This window comes from Psychroflexus montanilacus (assembly GCF_020164535.1).
GTDB lineage: Bacteria > Bacteroidota > Bacteroidia > Flavobacteriales > Flavobacteriaceae > Psychroflexus > Psychroflexus montanilacus.
In genome coordinates this window covers 187137-203000 of the sequence record NZ_JAIQZC010000004.1, presented here as the reverse complement: position 1 = coordinate 203000, position 15864 = coordinate 187137, and the positions used below count along the sequence as shown (strand labels likewise).

Below are 15864 nucleotides of genomic sequence, written 5' to 3'. Positions count from 1 at the left end.
CAATCAGGGGTGTTTTAAAACTTATATTTTGAAATTAATTATTTTTTCAAGTTAATTTCTACTCTTCTGTTTTCTGCTCTTCCTGCTCTTGTATTATTAGAAGCTACAGGCTTTTCTTCTCCAAAACCTGCAGAAGATAATCTAAACTCATCAACTCCGTTGTCTACTAGGTAAGATTTTACAGCTAAAGCTCTTGCTTTAGATAAATTCATGTTGTTTGATGCGCTACCTACACTATCCGTATGACCTTCAACTGTAAATTTAGCATTTGGATATTCATCTAAAATTGCAATGATAGCTTTAAGTGCTTCCTCAGAATCATCAGTAATTGTTGTTTTACCTGTAGCAAAGTTTATAGTTTTTGCATAGTCATTCAACTCTTTCTGAACTTCTTCAGTTACTTCTGGGCAGCCATTATTAGCTTTAGTACCAGCTACATCTGGACACATATCATCTTTGTCTAGAACACCATCACCGTCAGAGTCAGGATAAGGACATCCATTGTTTTCTTTTGGTCCTGCTTCATTAGGACATTCATCATCTTTATCAGCTACACCATCACCATCTGCATCTGGACAGCCGTTTAAAGCTTCAGATCCGGCTTCGTTAGGACATTCATCCTTAGGGTCTGGGATTCCATCACCGTCTGTATCAGGACATCCGTTAAATTCTGATAAACCAGCTGTATCAGGACATTCATCATCTTTGTCTGGGATTCCATCACCGTCAGAGTCTGGACAGCCATTAAATTCTGCTAACCCAGGTGTGTTAGGGCATTCATCATCTTTGTCATACACGCCATCTCCATCAGTATCAGTTCCTCCAAAAGAAATCGTGATACCAGCTGTATGTTGGAAATAATCAAAATTAGCATCCTCAAAAGCTGTCATATAAGCTGATTTCACAGTAAATGCTAAGTTGTCAGTAAACCAAAAATTGATACCTAAATCAGTATCGAATGTTGAAGCACCGCTAGAATCTAACCAGTAATATCCAGCTCCAATTCCTAAAAATGGATCAAAAACTTTAGTATTTAAAAGGTTTTTGAAATTGTATTGAACTCCAGCTCCAATGTTGTAGAAGCTCAAATCTTCTGAAGACACTCCTCCAGAATTATCGATTTGGTTAAAGGATCCATTTAATTTTGCGCTAAATCCATCTCCTACATATCTTTTTACTTCCAGGTAAGAAACTGAAGGGACCATGTTCCAGTTATCATTAGCGTTAAAATATTCGCTAAAGATGCTTCCACCCTCCATACCATTTGGTAGAAAATCGTTTCCAGCAGCATAAAAATCTACCGCGTTAGTACCAATAACAACAGCCCAGGGGTTGTTTTCATCTTGTGCTTGCACACTTACCACTCCAAATGTGAGGGCAAGCAGCAAGAAAAATTTGTTGAATTTTTTCATGTTTTTTAGTTTTAGTTCTCTTAATTGTCATTCAATAGTTAACAAATGTAAATATAAAATTTAAAATCTGTTAACTTTAGATGACTTTTAAGTCTTTACCAACTTTAATAAACGCCTCTATGGCTTCATCCAGATGCCTTTTATCATGTGCAGCAGATAATTGCACACGAATTCTTGCTTTTTCTTTTGGGACTACAGGATAGAAAAAACCAATCACATAAATGCCTTCTTCCAGTAGCATTGACGCCATTTCTTGAGATAATTTGGCATCATAAAGCATCACAGGGACAATTGCAGATTCCCCATCTATAATATCAAACCCTGCTTCTTTCATGTGTTTTTTGAAATACGCTGTATTATCCGTAAGTTTTTTTCTTAAAGTGTTATCGTTTTTAAGAATTTCGAAAACTTTGAGCGATGCTCCTACGATTGAAGGTGCTAGTGAATTTGAAAATAAATAAGGTCTTGACCTTTGTCTTAAAAGATCAATAATTTCTTTTTTTCCAGTTGTATAACCTCCCATTGCACCACCAAGTGCTTTACCTAAAGTTCCTGTGATAATATCAATTCTTCCTAGAACTCCTTTTTCTTCTAATGTTCCTATTCCTTTATCGCCAATAAATCCGGTAGCATGACACTCATCTATCATGACCAAAGACTCGTATTTATCTGCTAAGTCACAGATTTTGTCAAGTGGAGCTACTAGTCCATCCATAGAAAAGACACCATCTGTAACAATCAAAATATGTCTAGCTCCGTCTTCTCTGGCTTGTTTTAGCTGGGTTTCCAAATCATTCATATCGCCGTTTTGATACCTGTAGCGAGCTGCTTTACAAAGTCTCACTCCATCAATTACGGAGGCGTGATTCAATGAATCTGAAACAATAGCATCTTCTTTGGTTAGTAATGGTTCGAATACACCACCGTTTGCATCAAAGCATGCGGCATAAAGTATGGTATCTTCAGTGTCATAGAAGCTTGCAATTTCGTGCTCTAGTTTCTTATGAATATCTTGTGTTCCACAGATAAACCTTACACTAGACATTCCAAAACCATGGCTGTCTAATGTATCTTTAGCTGCTTTTACTACTTCAGGATGGGAGGAAAGTCCTAAATAGTTATTTGAACAAAAGTTCAAGACTTTTTTTCCAGAATCTAAAGTGATTTCTGCTCCCTGAGGGGAGGTTATGATACGTTCTTTTTTGTAAAGCCCGTCGTCTTTTATATTTTGAATTTCTTCTTTAAGTTGATTTTGTAATTTATCTGAATACATAATTTTCAATTTTGTGCAAATTTAAACAATCTTTACATCAATGGAATCGGTTATGTAAACGAGCAGCTTCTTCTTAACATTATATTCTAAACCACTTAAAGCTTCAGAATATTCTTGAATTTGTTTGACATGCTCCTTTGATATTGATCCTGTTTTGTAGTCTATAATATAGGCATCATTTCCTTCAATATTAACTCTATCTGGTCGAAGCAGTTTACTTTTGAAATAAATATCTCTTTCGTTCCAGGTTTCATATTTTTCAGTAAAAAAATCTTTCAACTCGGAGTGAGCCGTAATTGACTCCATTAAATTTTGATAATGCATTTGCTTTTCTTCTTCAATATATCCGTTCTCTACGTGCCAGTTTATCGTGGCTGAAATATCTCCCGAACCCTCAACTTTAGATAACAAAGAATGTATTAAGTTACCCTCTTCTCTGGCTTCTTCAAGTTCCTCATTCCAAAGCTTACCTGCCGTTGTAACCAAACTTAAATCTAAATTGGGAGAAGGAGAATGAAAGGTCAAGTCTTTATTTTCTATCTCTTCAATTGTGTCTAAGCTACCTTTTTTCAAAACACTTTTACCCCAGCTATAATCAACGTTTGGCTCAATATTTAAGTTTTGAGATTGCTCCAGATAACCCATCAGCAATCCTGAAAATGTATTGGATTTTATGATTCCGTTTCTATCCCGATCATCTTCAGAAATGATAAAAAGTTCCTGAGCTGCCCTGGTAAGCGCCACATAAAGAATATTGATATTTTCCATTTCTAGATTGTTGATTAATTCACCATAATTATCCACATAAAGCGGATGATCTATGTCCTTGCCTGGCTTGGTGATCATTGCAAATGGGAGCTCAAATTTCTCAGGCAAACTCACCCAAATGTGGCTGTTGAATGTGTAATCGATCTGCTGTTTTGCATAAGGGAAAATAACAATAGGAAATTGAAGCCCTTTACTTTTATGAACCGTCATAATTTGAACGGCATTTTCATTGTCTGTGCTGATTATACTTTTTGTTTCGCCCTGTAGATTCCAATAGTCTAAAAATGAACTCAGTCCCCCTTGATGCTTTAAAGTAAATTCAAAAACTTCATCCAGGAAAAATTGAAGATAGGCATTTGCAGTTTTAGTCAGATCAAATTGATTAACAAGATATTCCACAGCATCATAAAACGGAAGCGTATGAAAATGTTCAGAGTCAAATACAAAACCAAGTTTCTTGAGCTTTTCCCAAAACACAGGTTTGTCTTTATTCAGTGTTGTGTCCAGTAATTCAAAACACTTTTCTTCTGAAAATGATAATTTTAAGGCTAACCTCTCCAGGACTTTAGCCTTTGACATTTCGTCTAAATTATCATTCAAAATATGTAAAAAACTCAAAACAAACTGAACTTGATCATCAGAATTGATTAATAATGTTTCAGAAGAAATAATAGGAATCCTATGCTGATTAAGGTATTCTGCAATGGCAACTCCTTCACTTTTTTTTCTTACTAAAATGCAAATGTCACCAAGTTTAAACCCTTGTTCCTTTTTGTTTTTAATTATTTTTAAAGCTTCTTCAGGATAAGCTTCATCTCGCTCTTCGTTGGATTTCGCTTCTAGAAATTTTAAATTTACAAATCCTTCGTCAGACTTGTGACAAGACTGGATTAAGTTATCTCCAGCAAAAAGTGACTTCAGCTTTTGGTCATGAAGTTGTTGTCCAACAAATTCAAAAAATTTATTATTAAAATTCACAACCGTTTTACTACTTCTAAAATTTGTACTTAGCGTTTCCAGTTCTGGCCTTACAGGAAATGGCGAATTTCCATCAGAAAGGTTCATAAACTGATTCGCATCACCACCTCTCCAGGCATAAATCGACTGTTTTGCATCGCCTACGAGCGTGAGCGTTCCGGGAGTTTCTCCTTCAAATAAGGTCGCCAGAGCATTCCCCGTCAATGGTATCAAATTCTCCCATTGCATCCGTGATGTATCTTGAAACTCATCTATAAAATAATGCTGAAATTTTTCACCAAGACGTTCAAAAATAAAAGGTGCAGGTTGTTTTTTTATTTCATCGCTTATCTTTTTATTGAAGTCTGAAATCAACATGATATTTTGATCCTTTTTGATCACTTCCATCTCCTGCTTTACCGCGCCAAGCAACGAAAGCTGAGTAATGTTTTTGTGGATTTTTTCATAGAATTTTCGGTCAGAAAAAAGTTGTTTACTTAGATTGAAGCTTTCAACAATAAAGCCTTTCATAGAAAACACAAGTTGTTTTGTGTCCTCTTTTTGAGATTTGGTGACGTAGGTTTCTTCATCTTCAATATTATCCTGCCATTTCGCATCAAATTTGAGAGTTGAATGGTCTTCGCTTAATTTTTGAAAAAACTTTGGTAAGTAGCCTCCTTTAAAATCTTTAAATTCCAGACCATTATCACTCAATTGCTTCAGAAATTCACTTCCAATAGATTTAAGTTGTTCTGAAATGGATTTTATTTCTGCATCAAGTTTAGTTTTTAGATTTTTAAAATCTACTAAGCTGTAATCTTTTAAGGACCTTATAAAATACTCATCCTTTTCGCTTAGTAGGAGTTGAGAAGCCTCAAAAATATCCAGACTGATGTCGCCACTTTTGTCATCGTTCACTTTCTCAAGGGCAAAATCAATCAAAACCTCAGTTAATTCTTCGTCGCTTCCAGCCCTTTCCACTACGCGTTCTACGGCTAATTGCAAGATTTGTCTAGTGTCCATTTCAATATCAAAATTCATAGACAAGCCCAAATCTTTTGCGAAAGTTCGGATGATTCTATGCGTGAAAGCGTCTATGGTAGAGATTTCGAAAGCTGCGTAATTGTCTAAAATTTCTTTTAATATATAGTAAGATTTTTTCTGAATTTGATCTGATGATAAATTTGTACTCTTCTTTACTAATTTAAACATTGCGTCCTCTCCCAGGTGGGGTCCACCTTTGGAAAAAATAGTGAGATAATCTAAAATTCTGGATTTCATTTCACCAACAGCTTTGTTGGTAAACGTGATGGCCAGGATATTTTGAAAACTTGTGGTTTTGGGAGAAGAAAGAAGTAGGGTTAGATAACGCTCAGCGAGTTTGAATGTTTTTCCAGAACCAGCTGAAGCGTTGAAAATAATGAAATTTGACTGTTGAGGCATTCTTTAATTTTAAACGAAAGGTACTAAAACTAGCGGTAAACCACTTGAAATATCTGAGTGATAATATCTTCAAAACACATTTGTTTTAAGTAAATAATAACATCAAATAATTCCAAAGCAAAGTCTTAATAGTTACTTTTGAATTTATCAAATTAACAAAAAACATAAATTATGGCTTTTGAATTACCAAAATTAGACTACGCTCATGATGCTCTTGAGCCACATATCGACAAAAAAACAATGGAAATTCATCATGGAAAGCACCATGCTGGATATACTAGCAAATTGAATGCTGCAGTAGAAGGCACAGATTTGGAAGGTAAAACCATAGAAAATATATTAATCAATTTAGATTTATCAAATACTGCTGTAAGAAATAACGGCGGTGGTTTTTATAACCACAGCTTATTTTGGAAAGTGATGTCACCAGATGGTGGAGGAAAACCATCAGGAGAATTAGCAAAAGCTATTGATGAGTCTTTTGGTTCTTTTGATGCTTTCAAAGATGCCTTTTCAAAAGCAGCTGCAGGTCAGTTTGGTTCTGGATGGGCTTGGCTAACTGTTCACAATGGAGGAAAAGTTGAAGTGTGCTCAACTCCAAATCAGGATAATCCTCTAATGCCAAATGTTGGAGATGGTGGAACACCAATTTTAGGCCTTGATGTTTGGGAACATGCTTACTACCTAAATTATCAAAATAGAAGACCAGATTATATAGATGCTTTCTTCGACGTAATTAACTGGGAAGAAGTATCTAAACGCTATTCTGAAAACAAATAATTATCAGAACTTATATATAATTAAAAACTGCCCAATCGGGCAGTTTTTTTGTTTTAAACTAAATTGAATTTTACCTTTCGGAAAACCTCCTCAGGAGTAATGTCATGCATCACTTTTTTGTATCCTTTCACTTTCTTGTTACCGTAAATGGAAGTCGGTAGCAGCGGATATTTTTCAAGATTTGGCAGGAGTTGTTGTGCTGAAGTTTGACCAAATGGCGCAAAGCCTGCATAGGGATGTGTTGCCCCCCAGATGGTGATAACATCTACACCAAACATTGCTGCTAAGTGTCCGTTACCGCTATCCATGGATAGCATGATATCGAGATTGGATATCAATTGTAGCTCTTCAGAGAAACTAAATTTACCAGCTATATTTTCACAATTTTCAAAATTTTCAGCCAGCTCTTTAAGTTTTTTAATTTCTTTTTTTCCGCCACCAAATAAATAGATTTGAATATTATCTTCTTTACTCAGTTTTGAAATGGCTTTTTTCATCAACTTTAAAGGATATTGTTTTGGAGAATGCGCCGCGAAAGGAGCAATGCCTATCCATTTTTTGGTTTCATCCAAATTCAAATGAGATTCCACTTCAGAAGAAATAGGAAGTTGTAATTTGTCTATTTTGAATTTCTTGTCAAGTGGTAATTTCAGTTTTTTGAAAACATCTGCATAACGCTGATGTGAACTATTCAATGGTTTTAAAACTTTATTGTTAGGTCTTGTCAATGCTTTTTTCTCTGCTCTACCTTTATCAATTCTGAAATAATCATGACCCAGAATTTTGAGAAAACCACATAGAATCCTGGATCTTAAAACATTGTGTAAATCTGCAATAGAATCAATATCTAGCTTGTGAAGTTGCTTTGCCAGTAGCCATAAACCAGAAATACCCTTGTGCTTGGTCTTCACTTCGGCTTTAACTACGTTTATGCCTTCAATATGCTCAAATAAATGAGCAAAAAAGGGTTTGGTGAGAACTGTGATTTTAAGTTTTGGATAAGTGTCCAGCAGCTGCATCAGCACGGGAACCGTCATCGCTACATCCCCCATGGCAGATAATCTTATCACAAGAATGTGGCTGGGACGTTTCATCTTAGCGTTTGCTTCTTAACACAGGATTCATCTCATCATCGTTGTACATCTTCATTTGCTTATATACTTTCATGTATTTGTCGCCAACTTTAATATCTTCTAGAAGTTGGTCGATCGCCAGAGACAAGTCTTTTTGTTGTTCTAGTAAGACGTCTAGTTTAGCTTTACAAGCCATTTGATGTTGTTCTGAAGCATCTTTTCTATTGGCCTCCTCATTCATGTGGTAAATTTTTAAGGCTAGAATGGAAAGTCTATCAATTCCCCAAGCAGGGCTTTCTGTATTGATTTTGGCATTGGGTTGAGGCTCTACAGTATCAAAAAGATCTAAGAAATAACTGTCAATATATTCTACAGTATCCGTTCGATCTTGATTGGAGGCATCGATTTTTCTTTTCAGAACCAGAGCATCTTCAGGAGAAATGTTGGGGTCTCTTATAAGGTCTTCGTAATGCCACTGCACCGTATCTATCCAGCATTTTCTATACAATAAATGTTCGATGAGATTCTCTTTTTTGTCAAAAGGATTCTTAAATTCCTGGTCTACACTGTCTTTTATATGGTAGGTTTCAATGACACTCTGGAAAATTCGGTTGGCTTTTTCTGAAAACATAGTTTTGTATTTGTGTATTTGCAAATATACCAAGTGTTTTTAAAACAGACTTTCCTAAAGGAGTTCGTCTTTTCAATATATAGCAGAAAATACAATTCCAGATATAAATATGATGTAGAGCGATTCTTTCATCCACTTTTTTGTAGATTTTAATTGAAAATAATTTCCTATTAAAATGGATAATGGCCATATAATATAGATAGCATCCATTGAAACAGGCAAGGCGTTCAACACGAAGACTACTATCGAAATAAGCATAAAAAACAGTGTTAGACTCAAGCTTTCACTTTCATGAAGTTTTGCGCGACTATATATACCTGGCAGTTGCAGGAATATCCAAACCAAAACGAATAGCAGCAGGCCTAACAGAACGCTATACTTGAAAGTCACAAAAAATGCATCTATGCCTTGAAATTCCGGAAGGTAAAACCTGTAAGGAACCCAGTCACTCTCAAGTATTAAAAAAAAACTAGTATGCAAAACAAAACCTACAGCAAGACCTACTGAAGGAATAATGAAATGTCGATAATTTTGGGAAGCATACATAATGACACCAAAGTATATGACTAGTAAAAACAGCCAATGAAAAGGTTCAAACCAAATGGATATTGATAACAGTAAACTAGAATCAAATATTTTTTGTTTGATGTTGGTATTCGTTTTTAGGCTGAGAACTCTTCTAAAAGACAGCAGTAAAAAAAAGTAACCTAAAACAAATTCTGTAGACCTTAATAAATCAGGAAAAGCGATGATCAAAAACACGAAACTTGAAACTGCATAAGAGTGTTGTTGATGGATTTTATTTCGCTTTACGATGAAATTTAGCAGGAAAAGAATCAATAGAAAAACGATTAAAACCCCTATTTTTTTGAAGACCAAGGGCGCATTTATTTCAACTGCTGAAGAAATAAAATTTTCAATAAAAAAAGCCACAACAAATAAAATGCTTAGAACAGCGAAAGCAATAGGTTTTGAATGACTAAAAAGCCTTGTTAACATGGTCTAATTTATTACTTTTGCAAAGTAAATATAATATAACAGAGACATGAAGGATTTTTTTGAAGGTATTGCAAGTTTATTTGAGGACTTTTTGTTTTTACCTTTAGATGCTCTCAGAGAATTACAGGATGATTCCTGGTGGGCTGCCAATGGCTTAAACTTTGTTTTTGTACTTATCGTTTTTGTTGCCTTCCTTTACTGGATGAAGCAATTGAAAAGTTTTGATGAAAACGATCAGGAAGACAAAAGCGTTAAGGCGCATTCATTCTTAGGCAAAGACGCAGAATTAGACTAAGTCTTTTCCTAAATCTTTTCTATAGAATTTTTTATCAAATTCAATATGCTCTGCATTTTGGTAGGCCTTTACCAAAGCTTTTTGAAAGGTATCTCCAAAGGCAGTCACAGCAATTACACGACCTCCGTTTGTAAGAACCTGGTCGTTTTTACTTTTGGTACCTGCATGGCAGATAAATACATCAGACCTTTCTTCGACTTTATCTAAGCCAGAGATGATTTTATCTTTTTCGTAAGCCTCAGGGTAGCCGCCCGATACCATCATAACTGTTGCTGCGTGTTTTGAGTCTACTTCCAGTTGTATATCTTGAATTTTACCTTCAGCAGTTCTAGACAGGACGTCAAGTAAATCATTTTTAATTCTAGGAATCACAACTTCTGTTTCAGGATCTCCCATTCTTACATTGTATTCCACCACAAAAGGCTCGTCGCCTACTTTCATTAAGCCAATGAAAAGAAAACCTGTAAAATCAATAGCTTCTTTATGTAGCCCGTCAATGCTTGGTCTTACGATTTTTTCATCTACTTTTTTCATAAAAGCTTCATCTGCAAATGGAACAGGAGAAATGGCACCCATACCACCTGTGTTGAGACCTGTATCTCCTTCACCGATGCGTTTATAATCTTTTGCATTGGGAAGAATTAAGTAATTTTTACCGTCGGTAAGTACAAAAACACTCAATTCTATGCCGTCCAAAAACTCTTCGATCACTACTTTTTCTGAGGCCTTTCCAAACTTATTATTGGTCAGCATGTTTTCAAGTTCATGTTGTGCTTCGCTGAGGTTTTTCAAGATAAGAACCCCTTTTCCGCCAGCAAGCCCGTCTGCTTTGAGTACGTATGGAGGCTTCATTCCTGATAAAAACTGCTTTCCAGCTTCTAAAGTATCTTTACTAAAACTTTGGTAAGCAGCTGTGGGAACCTGATAGGTTTTCATAAATTCTTTAGCACGCTCTTTGCTTCCTTCAAGCAATGCACCGCGTTTAGAAGGTCCAATTATTTTTAAATTTTTAAATTCTTCTTTCTCGTCAAAATAATCCTTGATGCCCTCTACAAGCGGTGCTTCTGGGCCCACAATAAGTAAATTGATTTCGTTCGCTTGAACTGCTTTTGCTACTTCCTTAAAATCGATAATATCCAATTCTATATTGGTTGCACATAACAAAGTTCCTGCATTTCCAGGCGCTACAAATAGTTTTTCGCATTTAGGGCTTTTAGAAATTTGATGGGCTAAGGTATGTTCGCGACCACCGCTTCCAAGTATCAAAACGTTCATGAGTTTGTGTGCTAAGATTAGGTGTCAAAAGTAAATGTTTGTAAATTGCTTCGCTAATGAAACCATTGAAAATTCAGTGAACCGATTCAAAAAAATTTTAAGCCTCAAAGGTTTTCCTATAACGAAAGCAGAAAAGGAATTAGAATCAATTTTAAATTACTCTGAAAGAGATTTTCAGCAGTATATAACAGATAAACGACATGAAATTGTTCAGTTTCATTTAAATAACAACCGAGGTTATTCTGAATTTTTTGAAACCAAAAAATTTGAATCTTGGGATGATATTCCTGTGATGACCAAAGCAGATTTGCAGAAGCCTTTAGCAGATCGACTAAGCATGGGCTATAGTACTTCTAAAGTTTTTGTCAACAAAACTTCAGGTTCCAGTGGGAATCCTTTCATTTTCGCTAAAGATAAATATGCTCATGCGTTAACCTGGGCGCATATCATTTGGCTGTATCAACAACATGGTATTGATATGAATTCCTCTTTGGAAGCTAGATTTTACGGTATCCCCAAAGACTTTAAGGGCTATCAAAAAGAAAGACTAAAAGATCTTTTAGCCAACAGGCATAGATTTGATATTTTTGATTTATCAGAACACAATCTGCACAAATTTCTGGAGTTATTTCAAAAGAAACCTTTTGATTATATCAATGGTTACACTAGTTCTATTGTTCTTTTTGCCAAGTTTTTGAAAGAACAAAACATCGTTTTAAAATCAGTTTGTCCTACTTTAAAACTTTGCATTACCACAAGTGAAATGCTTTTTGAAAAAGACAGGAAATTGCTCGAAAACCAGCTAGGAGTTAAGGTTGTCAACGAGTATGGCGCAAGTGAACTGGATGTCATTGCTTTTGAAAATACAAAAGGGGAATGGCAGTTGAATAACAAAACCCTTTATGTTGAGATAGTTGATGATTATGGATTTGCTTTGCCAAATGGAGAAGAAGGTAATATAGTGATTACTTCTTTGTACAATAGAGCACATCCGTTTATCCGTTACCAAATAGGTGATAGGGGAGTAATTGATGAGGCTTCAACGGACAGCAATCAAATTTTGAAATCTCTTACCGGCAGAACCAATGAGTTTGCGCTTCTGCCTAGTGGTAAAAAAGTTCCTGCCTTAAGCTTTTATTATGTGACTAAATCTGTGATTGAAGATTCTGGTCTTGTAAAAGAAATTAAAATTATACAGGAAGACTTGTCTAAATTTGCAATTCTATATAAAGCTGAAACAGAGTTGGATCAAACTCAAAAGCAAAAGATTATATATGCGGTTGAAACTTATCTTGAAAAAGGCTTGAGCATTACTTTTGAAAGGAAAGACGAGTTGGAACGCTCGAAAAGTGGAAAATTAAAACAGTTCACATCTCAACTGAATAGTTGAAGCAAACTGCTTTAAGCTTCAAATGCTTAGATGTATCAAATTCAAAATAAAACTTTAAAATCAAAATTTTTGCAACTCAAATACGGATATCAAGAATTTGTAATGCATCCAAGCGGTTGCTTGTACTGGCCTTCCCAAAACACGCTTTTGGTAGCAGATGTGCATTTTGGCAAGGTGGAGCATTTTAGAAAAAATGGAAGTGCTTTACCGAGTCAGGTAGGTTTGGAAAACTTCAAAAAATTGAATCTGGTCCTTAATGAATTTCAGCCAAAAGAGCTCATTTTTCTTGGAGATTTATTTCATTCCGCTCAAAATAAAGACTGGGATAGATTTACGGTCTGGGTCGGTCGTCAAAAAGTAAAAATGACCCTCATTGTTGGCAATCACGATATTATTCCTCCCTACAGATTCGAGGATCTTGGAATTAAAGTACTGCCAGAATTGGTTGATGGGGATTTGTTTTTAACACATCATCCAGAAAAAAGAGAAGGATTTTTTAATATCTGTGGCCATCTGCATCCTGGCTACAGGCTAAGAGGTGAAGGGCGACAACAGTTAAAATTATCCTGCTTTTATAAGAAACCTTACCAGCTCGTTTTGCCAGCATTTGGTGCGTTTACAGGTCATTTTTTGATTGAGCCTGAAGCCGATGAAGATGTGTTTGTCGTTTCTGAAGATTTGGTGCTTTCTATAAAGTAAATCTAAAGTTTGCCATTCCATTCTTTGTAAAACTGTTCTAGGTAGTCCTCCATAAATTCATGACGCTGGGCAGCTATTTTTTTGGCTGTTTTAGTGTTCATCTTGTCTTTGAGCAGGAGAAGCTTTTCATAAAAATGATTGATGGTTGGAGAATTGGACTTTTTATACTCTTCCTTGCTTTGAATTGGATTTGGCTGAACTTCAGGATCGTAAATAGGATTGTTTTTGAACCCGCCAAAATTGAAGGTCCTGGCAATTCCTATGGCCCCTATTGCATCCAGTCGATCTGCATCTTGTACGATATCCAGTTCGATAGAATGAAAATCTGAAGAACTATGCCCGCCTTTGTAAGACACATTTTTAATGATATTCACCACATGATTTACAACCTTAGAGTCGACCGATTGTGTTTTCAAAAAGGCTTTTGCTTTCTGTGGGCCAATCTCTTCATCGCCATTATGAAACTTTGAGTCGGCTATATCGTGGAGTAAGCTTGCCAATTCCACAACAAAACTATCTGCGGTTTCATTTGATAAAATATTTCTAGCATTGTTGTAAACTCTCAAAATATGAAACCAGTCGTGTCCGCCCTCAGCATGTTTGAGTGTTTCCTGAACAAAAAATTTTGTATTTGAAATAATTTGGGTTTGAGTCATATTGATTTAATCCAGCTGAATATTTCCTGTAATCTTTTTCTCCAAAAGTTGGATTAACTCAGGAATTTCATAATTTTTCACTTCTAAAGGTTCTATGACTTCAAGCTTTAAAAACGCACCTAAACCCAAAGGAAACATTCCATAACGCTGAAGTTTCCAAGAGTTGTTCACGCATACGGGAACTACCACAGCATCAGGACAGGCTTCAAATAAAGTTCTAAGTCCATTGAAAGCAAATTGCTTGGGAATCCCTGTTTTACTTCGAGTACCTTCCGGAAAAATAACAGCTGCTCTTTTGGTCTCAGAAATATACTTGCCCAGTTTTTTGATTTGACCAAGAGCCTGTTCAGGATTTTTTCTATCTATCAATACCGATCCTCCGTGTCTTAAATTATACGAAATACCTGGAATGCCTTTGGCCAGTTCTTTTTTGCTGATGAATTTAGGATGCAATTGGCGCATGTGCCAAATGATAGGAGGAATATCAAACATGCTCTGATGATTGGAAACTATAATATGAGGTCTGCTTTTATCAAAAGAAAATTTGTTGTTGTACTGAAATCGGGTTCCCACTAGATTGAGGCAGCGTAACAGAAAGAAATTAAATACATCTACACTTTTTTTATGAGCCTGGTAACCTGAAAGATTGAAGGATATCCACTGCAGAATATGAAATATGACAAGAGTCAATCCAAAAAAGAGATAGAAAATGACAGAAAGTGGGTACGAAAGAATTTTTTTCATCTGTTGAATTTGATCAAAAGTACATTTTTGACGAACTAGACTACAATTTAATCATAATTTTCAAGCTAAGTTTTCAATCTTGTCCACAAAAAAAGCCGCTTTTTTAAAAGCGGCTTAAATCTTTGATGTGATCTAGCAATGCTCGTTATAAGCATCCATTAGGTTATCTGCAATCATTTCTGCAGGTCTGCCCTCAATGTGATGTCTTTCTAGCATGTGGACCAATTCTCCGTCTTTGAAAAGGGCCATAGAAGGTGAACTCGGAGGGAAGGGAACCATTTTGGCTCTTGCTTCATCTGTAGCTTCTTTATCTACTCCTGCAAAAACAGTCACTAAGTGATCTGGAGTTTTTGCGTTTTCAAGTGATTTTATAGCTCCGGGTCTTGCGTTTGCTGCTGCACAGCCACAAACGGAATTGACGACTACCAATGTTGTTCCTTCCTTAGCTAAAGCAACATCAACATCAGCTTTGCTTCTTAACTCATCAAAACCTACAGCGGTTAATTCTTGCTGCATTGGTTTTACTAATTCTGGTGGATACATATATTTTGATTTTTATTTAAACTGAATTCAAATACAAATGTATAAAAATGTCTTTTATCTCTTCAGTTCTTAACACAATGATTTCATTTCTGTTGGCTATCGTTTAATCTATCTTAAAAAGATTGCGTTTTCTGAATTTTACCACACTATGATTTTATATTTGCAGTCAAAATAATTTGATTTGAAGTGGATTGGTGCCATTCTTGGCTTTTTTTACATGCGTTTTGGTGGTGCTATCATAGGGTTCTTAATTGGCTCTATACTTGATAGAATATTTAGAGGCTCATCTTCTACTAGCGGTGGTAGCTTTGGCAAAATTTTTCAAGACCAACAGGACCAGGTTACTCCTGGAGATTTTGAGCTTAATTTACTTTCTTTATCCTCCTTAGTCATAAAAGCTGATGGTAAGGTGACCCAGCAGGAAATGGATTATGTAAGAATGTATTTTGTACAGGCTTATGGTAAAGAAAGAGCTAATGCCACTTTTAAAACCTTCAATGAAGTTATTAAAAATAGAGAAATCTCAGTACCTCGCATCTGTGAATACTTGAGACCTAGAGTTCGCTACGAAGTTAGACTTCAAATTCTACACTTTCTATTCAATATCTCCAATGCAGATGGTCATGTGTCTGAAGCTGAGCTAAGGGTTTTACTTAACATTTCTCAAAATCTTCGAGTGGCTCATTCAGATTTTGAGAGTATTAAAGCCATGTTTTTTAAATCCGCAGACGATGCTTATAAAATCTTGGAAATAGAAAAATCAGCTAGTGATGCCGAGGTAAAAAAAGCTTACCGTACCATGGCTAAGAAATTTCATCCCGATAAACTACAGCATATGGATGAGGTTTATCGAAAAGGGGCTCAAGAAAAATTTAACAAAGTACAGGAAGCCTACGAGCAAATTCAGAAGGAAAGAGGCTTGTAGT

The 15864-nt window shown here is 35.7% G+C and carries 15 protein-coding genes; 5 read left to right on the top strand and 10 right to left on the bottom strand.

Annotated elements, in window-relative coordinates:
- Positions 1-38: 38 nt before the first annotated feature.
- The 3 genes from LB454_RS11890 to LB454_RS11880 form a co-directional block, all read right to left on the bottom strand.
- Positions 39-1412: an OmpA family protein gene (locus LB454_RS11890; protein ID WP_224464895.1), complete on the bottom strand. Its 1374-nt coding sequence runs from the start codon at positions 1410-1412 to the stop codon at positions 39-41.
- Between the two features lie 76 nt (positions 1413-1488).
- Positions 1489-2685 (bottom strand): glycine C-acetyltransferase, encoded by a 1197-nt coding sequence (gene kbl / locus LB454_RS11885; protein WP_224464894.1) that lies wholly within the window; start codon positions 2683-2685, stop codon positions 1489-1491.
- A gap of 21 nt (positions 2686-2706) precedes the next feature.
- The gene (locus LB454_RS11880; RefSeq protein ID WP_224464893.1) at positions 2707-5853 is read right to left on the bottom strand and encodes a UvrD-helicase domain-containing protein; all 3147 of its coding nucleotides are present in this window, start codon (positions 5851-5853) and stop codon (positions 2707-2709) included.
- Between the two features lie 171 nt (positions 5854-6024).
- Here LB454_RS11880 and LB454_RS11875 point away from each other — a divergent pair, with 171 nt between their 5' ends.
- A complete protein-coding gene (locus LB454_RS11875) occupies positions 6025-6633 on the top strand; it encodes a superoxide dismutase (protein WP_224464892.1) in 609 nt (202 codons plus the stop codon).
- Between the two features lie 53 nt (positions 6634-6686).
- Here LB454_RS11875 and LB454_RS11870 read toward each other — a convergent pair whose 3' ends face one another.
- The 3 genes from LB454_RS11870 to LB454_RS11860 all read right to left on the bottom strand — a co-directional run bounded on the left by LB454_RS11870 (position 6687) and on the right by LB454_RS11860 (position 9336).
- Positions 6687-7727 (bottom strand): glycosyltransferase family 9 protein, encoded by a 1041-nt coding sequence (locus LB454_RS11870; RefSeq protein ID WP_224464891.1) that lies wholly within the window; start codon positions 7725-7727, stop codon positions 6687-6689.
- A gap of 1 nt (position 7728) precedes the next feature.
- On the bottom strand, positions 7729-8337 hold the full coding sequence (locus LB454_RS11865; protein ID WP_224464890.1) for a DUF4254 domain-containing protein: 609 nt from the start codon (positions 8335-8337) through the stop codon (positions 7729-7731).
- A gap of 72 nt (positions 8338-8409) precedes the next feature.
- The gene (locus tag LB454_RS11860; RefSeq protein WP_224464889.1) at positions 8410-9336 is read right to left on the bottom strand and encodes a DUF6427 family protein; all 927 of its coding nucleotides are present in this window, start codon (positions 9334-9336) and stop codon (positions 8410-8412) included.
- A gap of 46 nt (positions 9337-9382) precedes the next feature.
- Here LB454_RS11860 and LB454_RS11855 point away from each other — a divergent pair, with 46 nt between their 5' ends.
- Complete coding sequence (locus LB454_RS11855) at positions 9383-9631, top strand: DUF6341 family protein (protein WP_224464888.1); 249 nt, start codon at positions 9383-9385, stop codon at positions 9629-9631.
- Here the strand turns inward: LB454_RS11855 and purD are convergent.
- Positions 9623-10906 carry a phosphoribosylamine--glycine ligase gene (purD, locus tag LB454_RS11850; protein WP_224464887.1) on the bottom strand — a complete coding sequence of 428 codons (1284 nt, stop codon included), beginning with the start codon at positions 10904-10906 and terminating at the stop codon, positions 9623-9625. The genes LB454_RS11855 and purD overlap by 9 nt on opposite strands.
- Positions 10907-10940: 34 nt before the next feature.
- On the opposite strand from purD, the gene LB454_RS11845 reads away from it, so the two are divergent.
- Positions 10941-12296: a phenylacetate--CoA ligase family protein gene (locus LB454_RS11845; protein ID WP_224464886.1), complete on the top strand. Its 1356-nt coding sequence runs from the start codon at positions 10941-10943 to the stop codon at positions 12294-12296.
- A 69-nt stretch (positions 12297-12365) separates the two neighbouring features.
- On the top strand, positions 12366-12995 hold the full coding sequence (gene pdeM, locus LB454_RS11840; RefSeq protein ID WP_224464885.1) for a ligase-associated DNA damage response endonuclease PdeM: 630 nt from the start codon (positions 12366-12368) through the stop codon (positions 12993-12995).
- Positions 12996-12997: 2 nt separating this feature from the next.
- Here pdeM and LB454_RS11835 read toward each other — a convergent pair whose 3' ends face one another.
- From LB454_RS11835 to LB454_RS11825, 3 genes are all read right to left on the bottom strand, one after another.
- On the bottom strand, positions 12998-13651 hold the full coding sequence (locus LB454_RS11835; RefSeq protein ID WP_224464884.1) for an HD domain-containing protein: 654 nt from the start codon (positions 13649-13651) through the stop codon (positions 12998-13000).
- A 6-nt stretch (positions 13652-13657) separates the two neighbouring features.
- On the bottom strand, positions 13658-14395 hold the full coding sequence (locus LB454_RS11830) for a lysophospholipid acyltransferase family protein (RefSeq protein WP_224464883.1): 738 nt from the start codon (positions 14393-14395) through the stop codon (positions 13658-13660).
- Between the two features lie 132 nt (positions 14396-14527).
- The gene (locus LB454_RS11825; protein WP_224464882.1) at positions 14528-14938 is read right to left on the bottom strand and encodes a BrxA/BrxB family bacilliredoxin; all 411 of its coding nucleotides are present in this window, start codon (positions 14936-14938) and stop codon (positions 14528-14530) included.
- 181 nt (positions 14939-15119) lie between these two features.
- On the opposite strand from LB454_RS11825, the gene LB454_RS11820 reads away from it, so the two are divergent.
- Positions 15120-15863 (top strand): TerB family tellurite resistance protein, encoded by a 744-nt coding sequence (locus tag LB454_RS11820; protein WP_224464881.1) that lies wholly within the window; start codon positions 15120-15122, stop codon positions 15861-15863.
- The last annotated feature ends 1 nt before the right edge of the window (position 15864 follow it).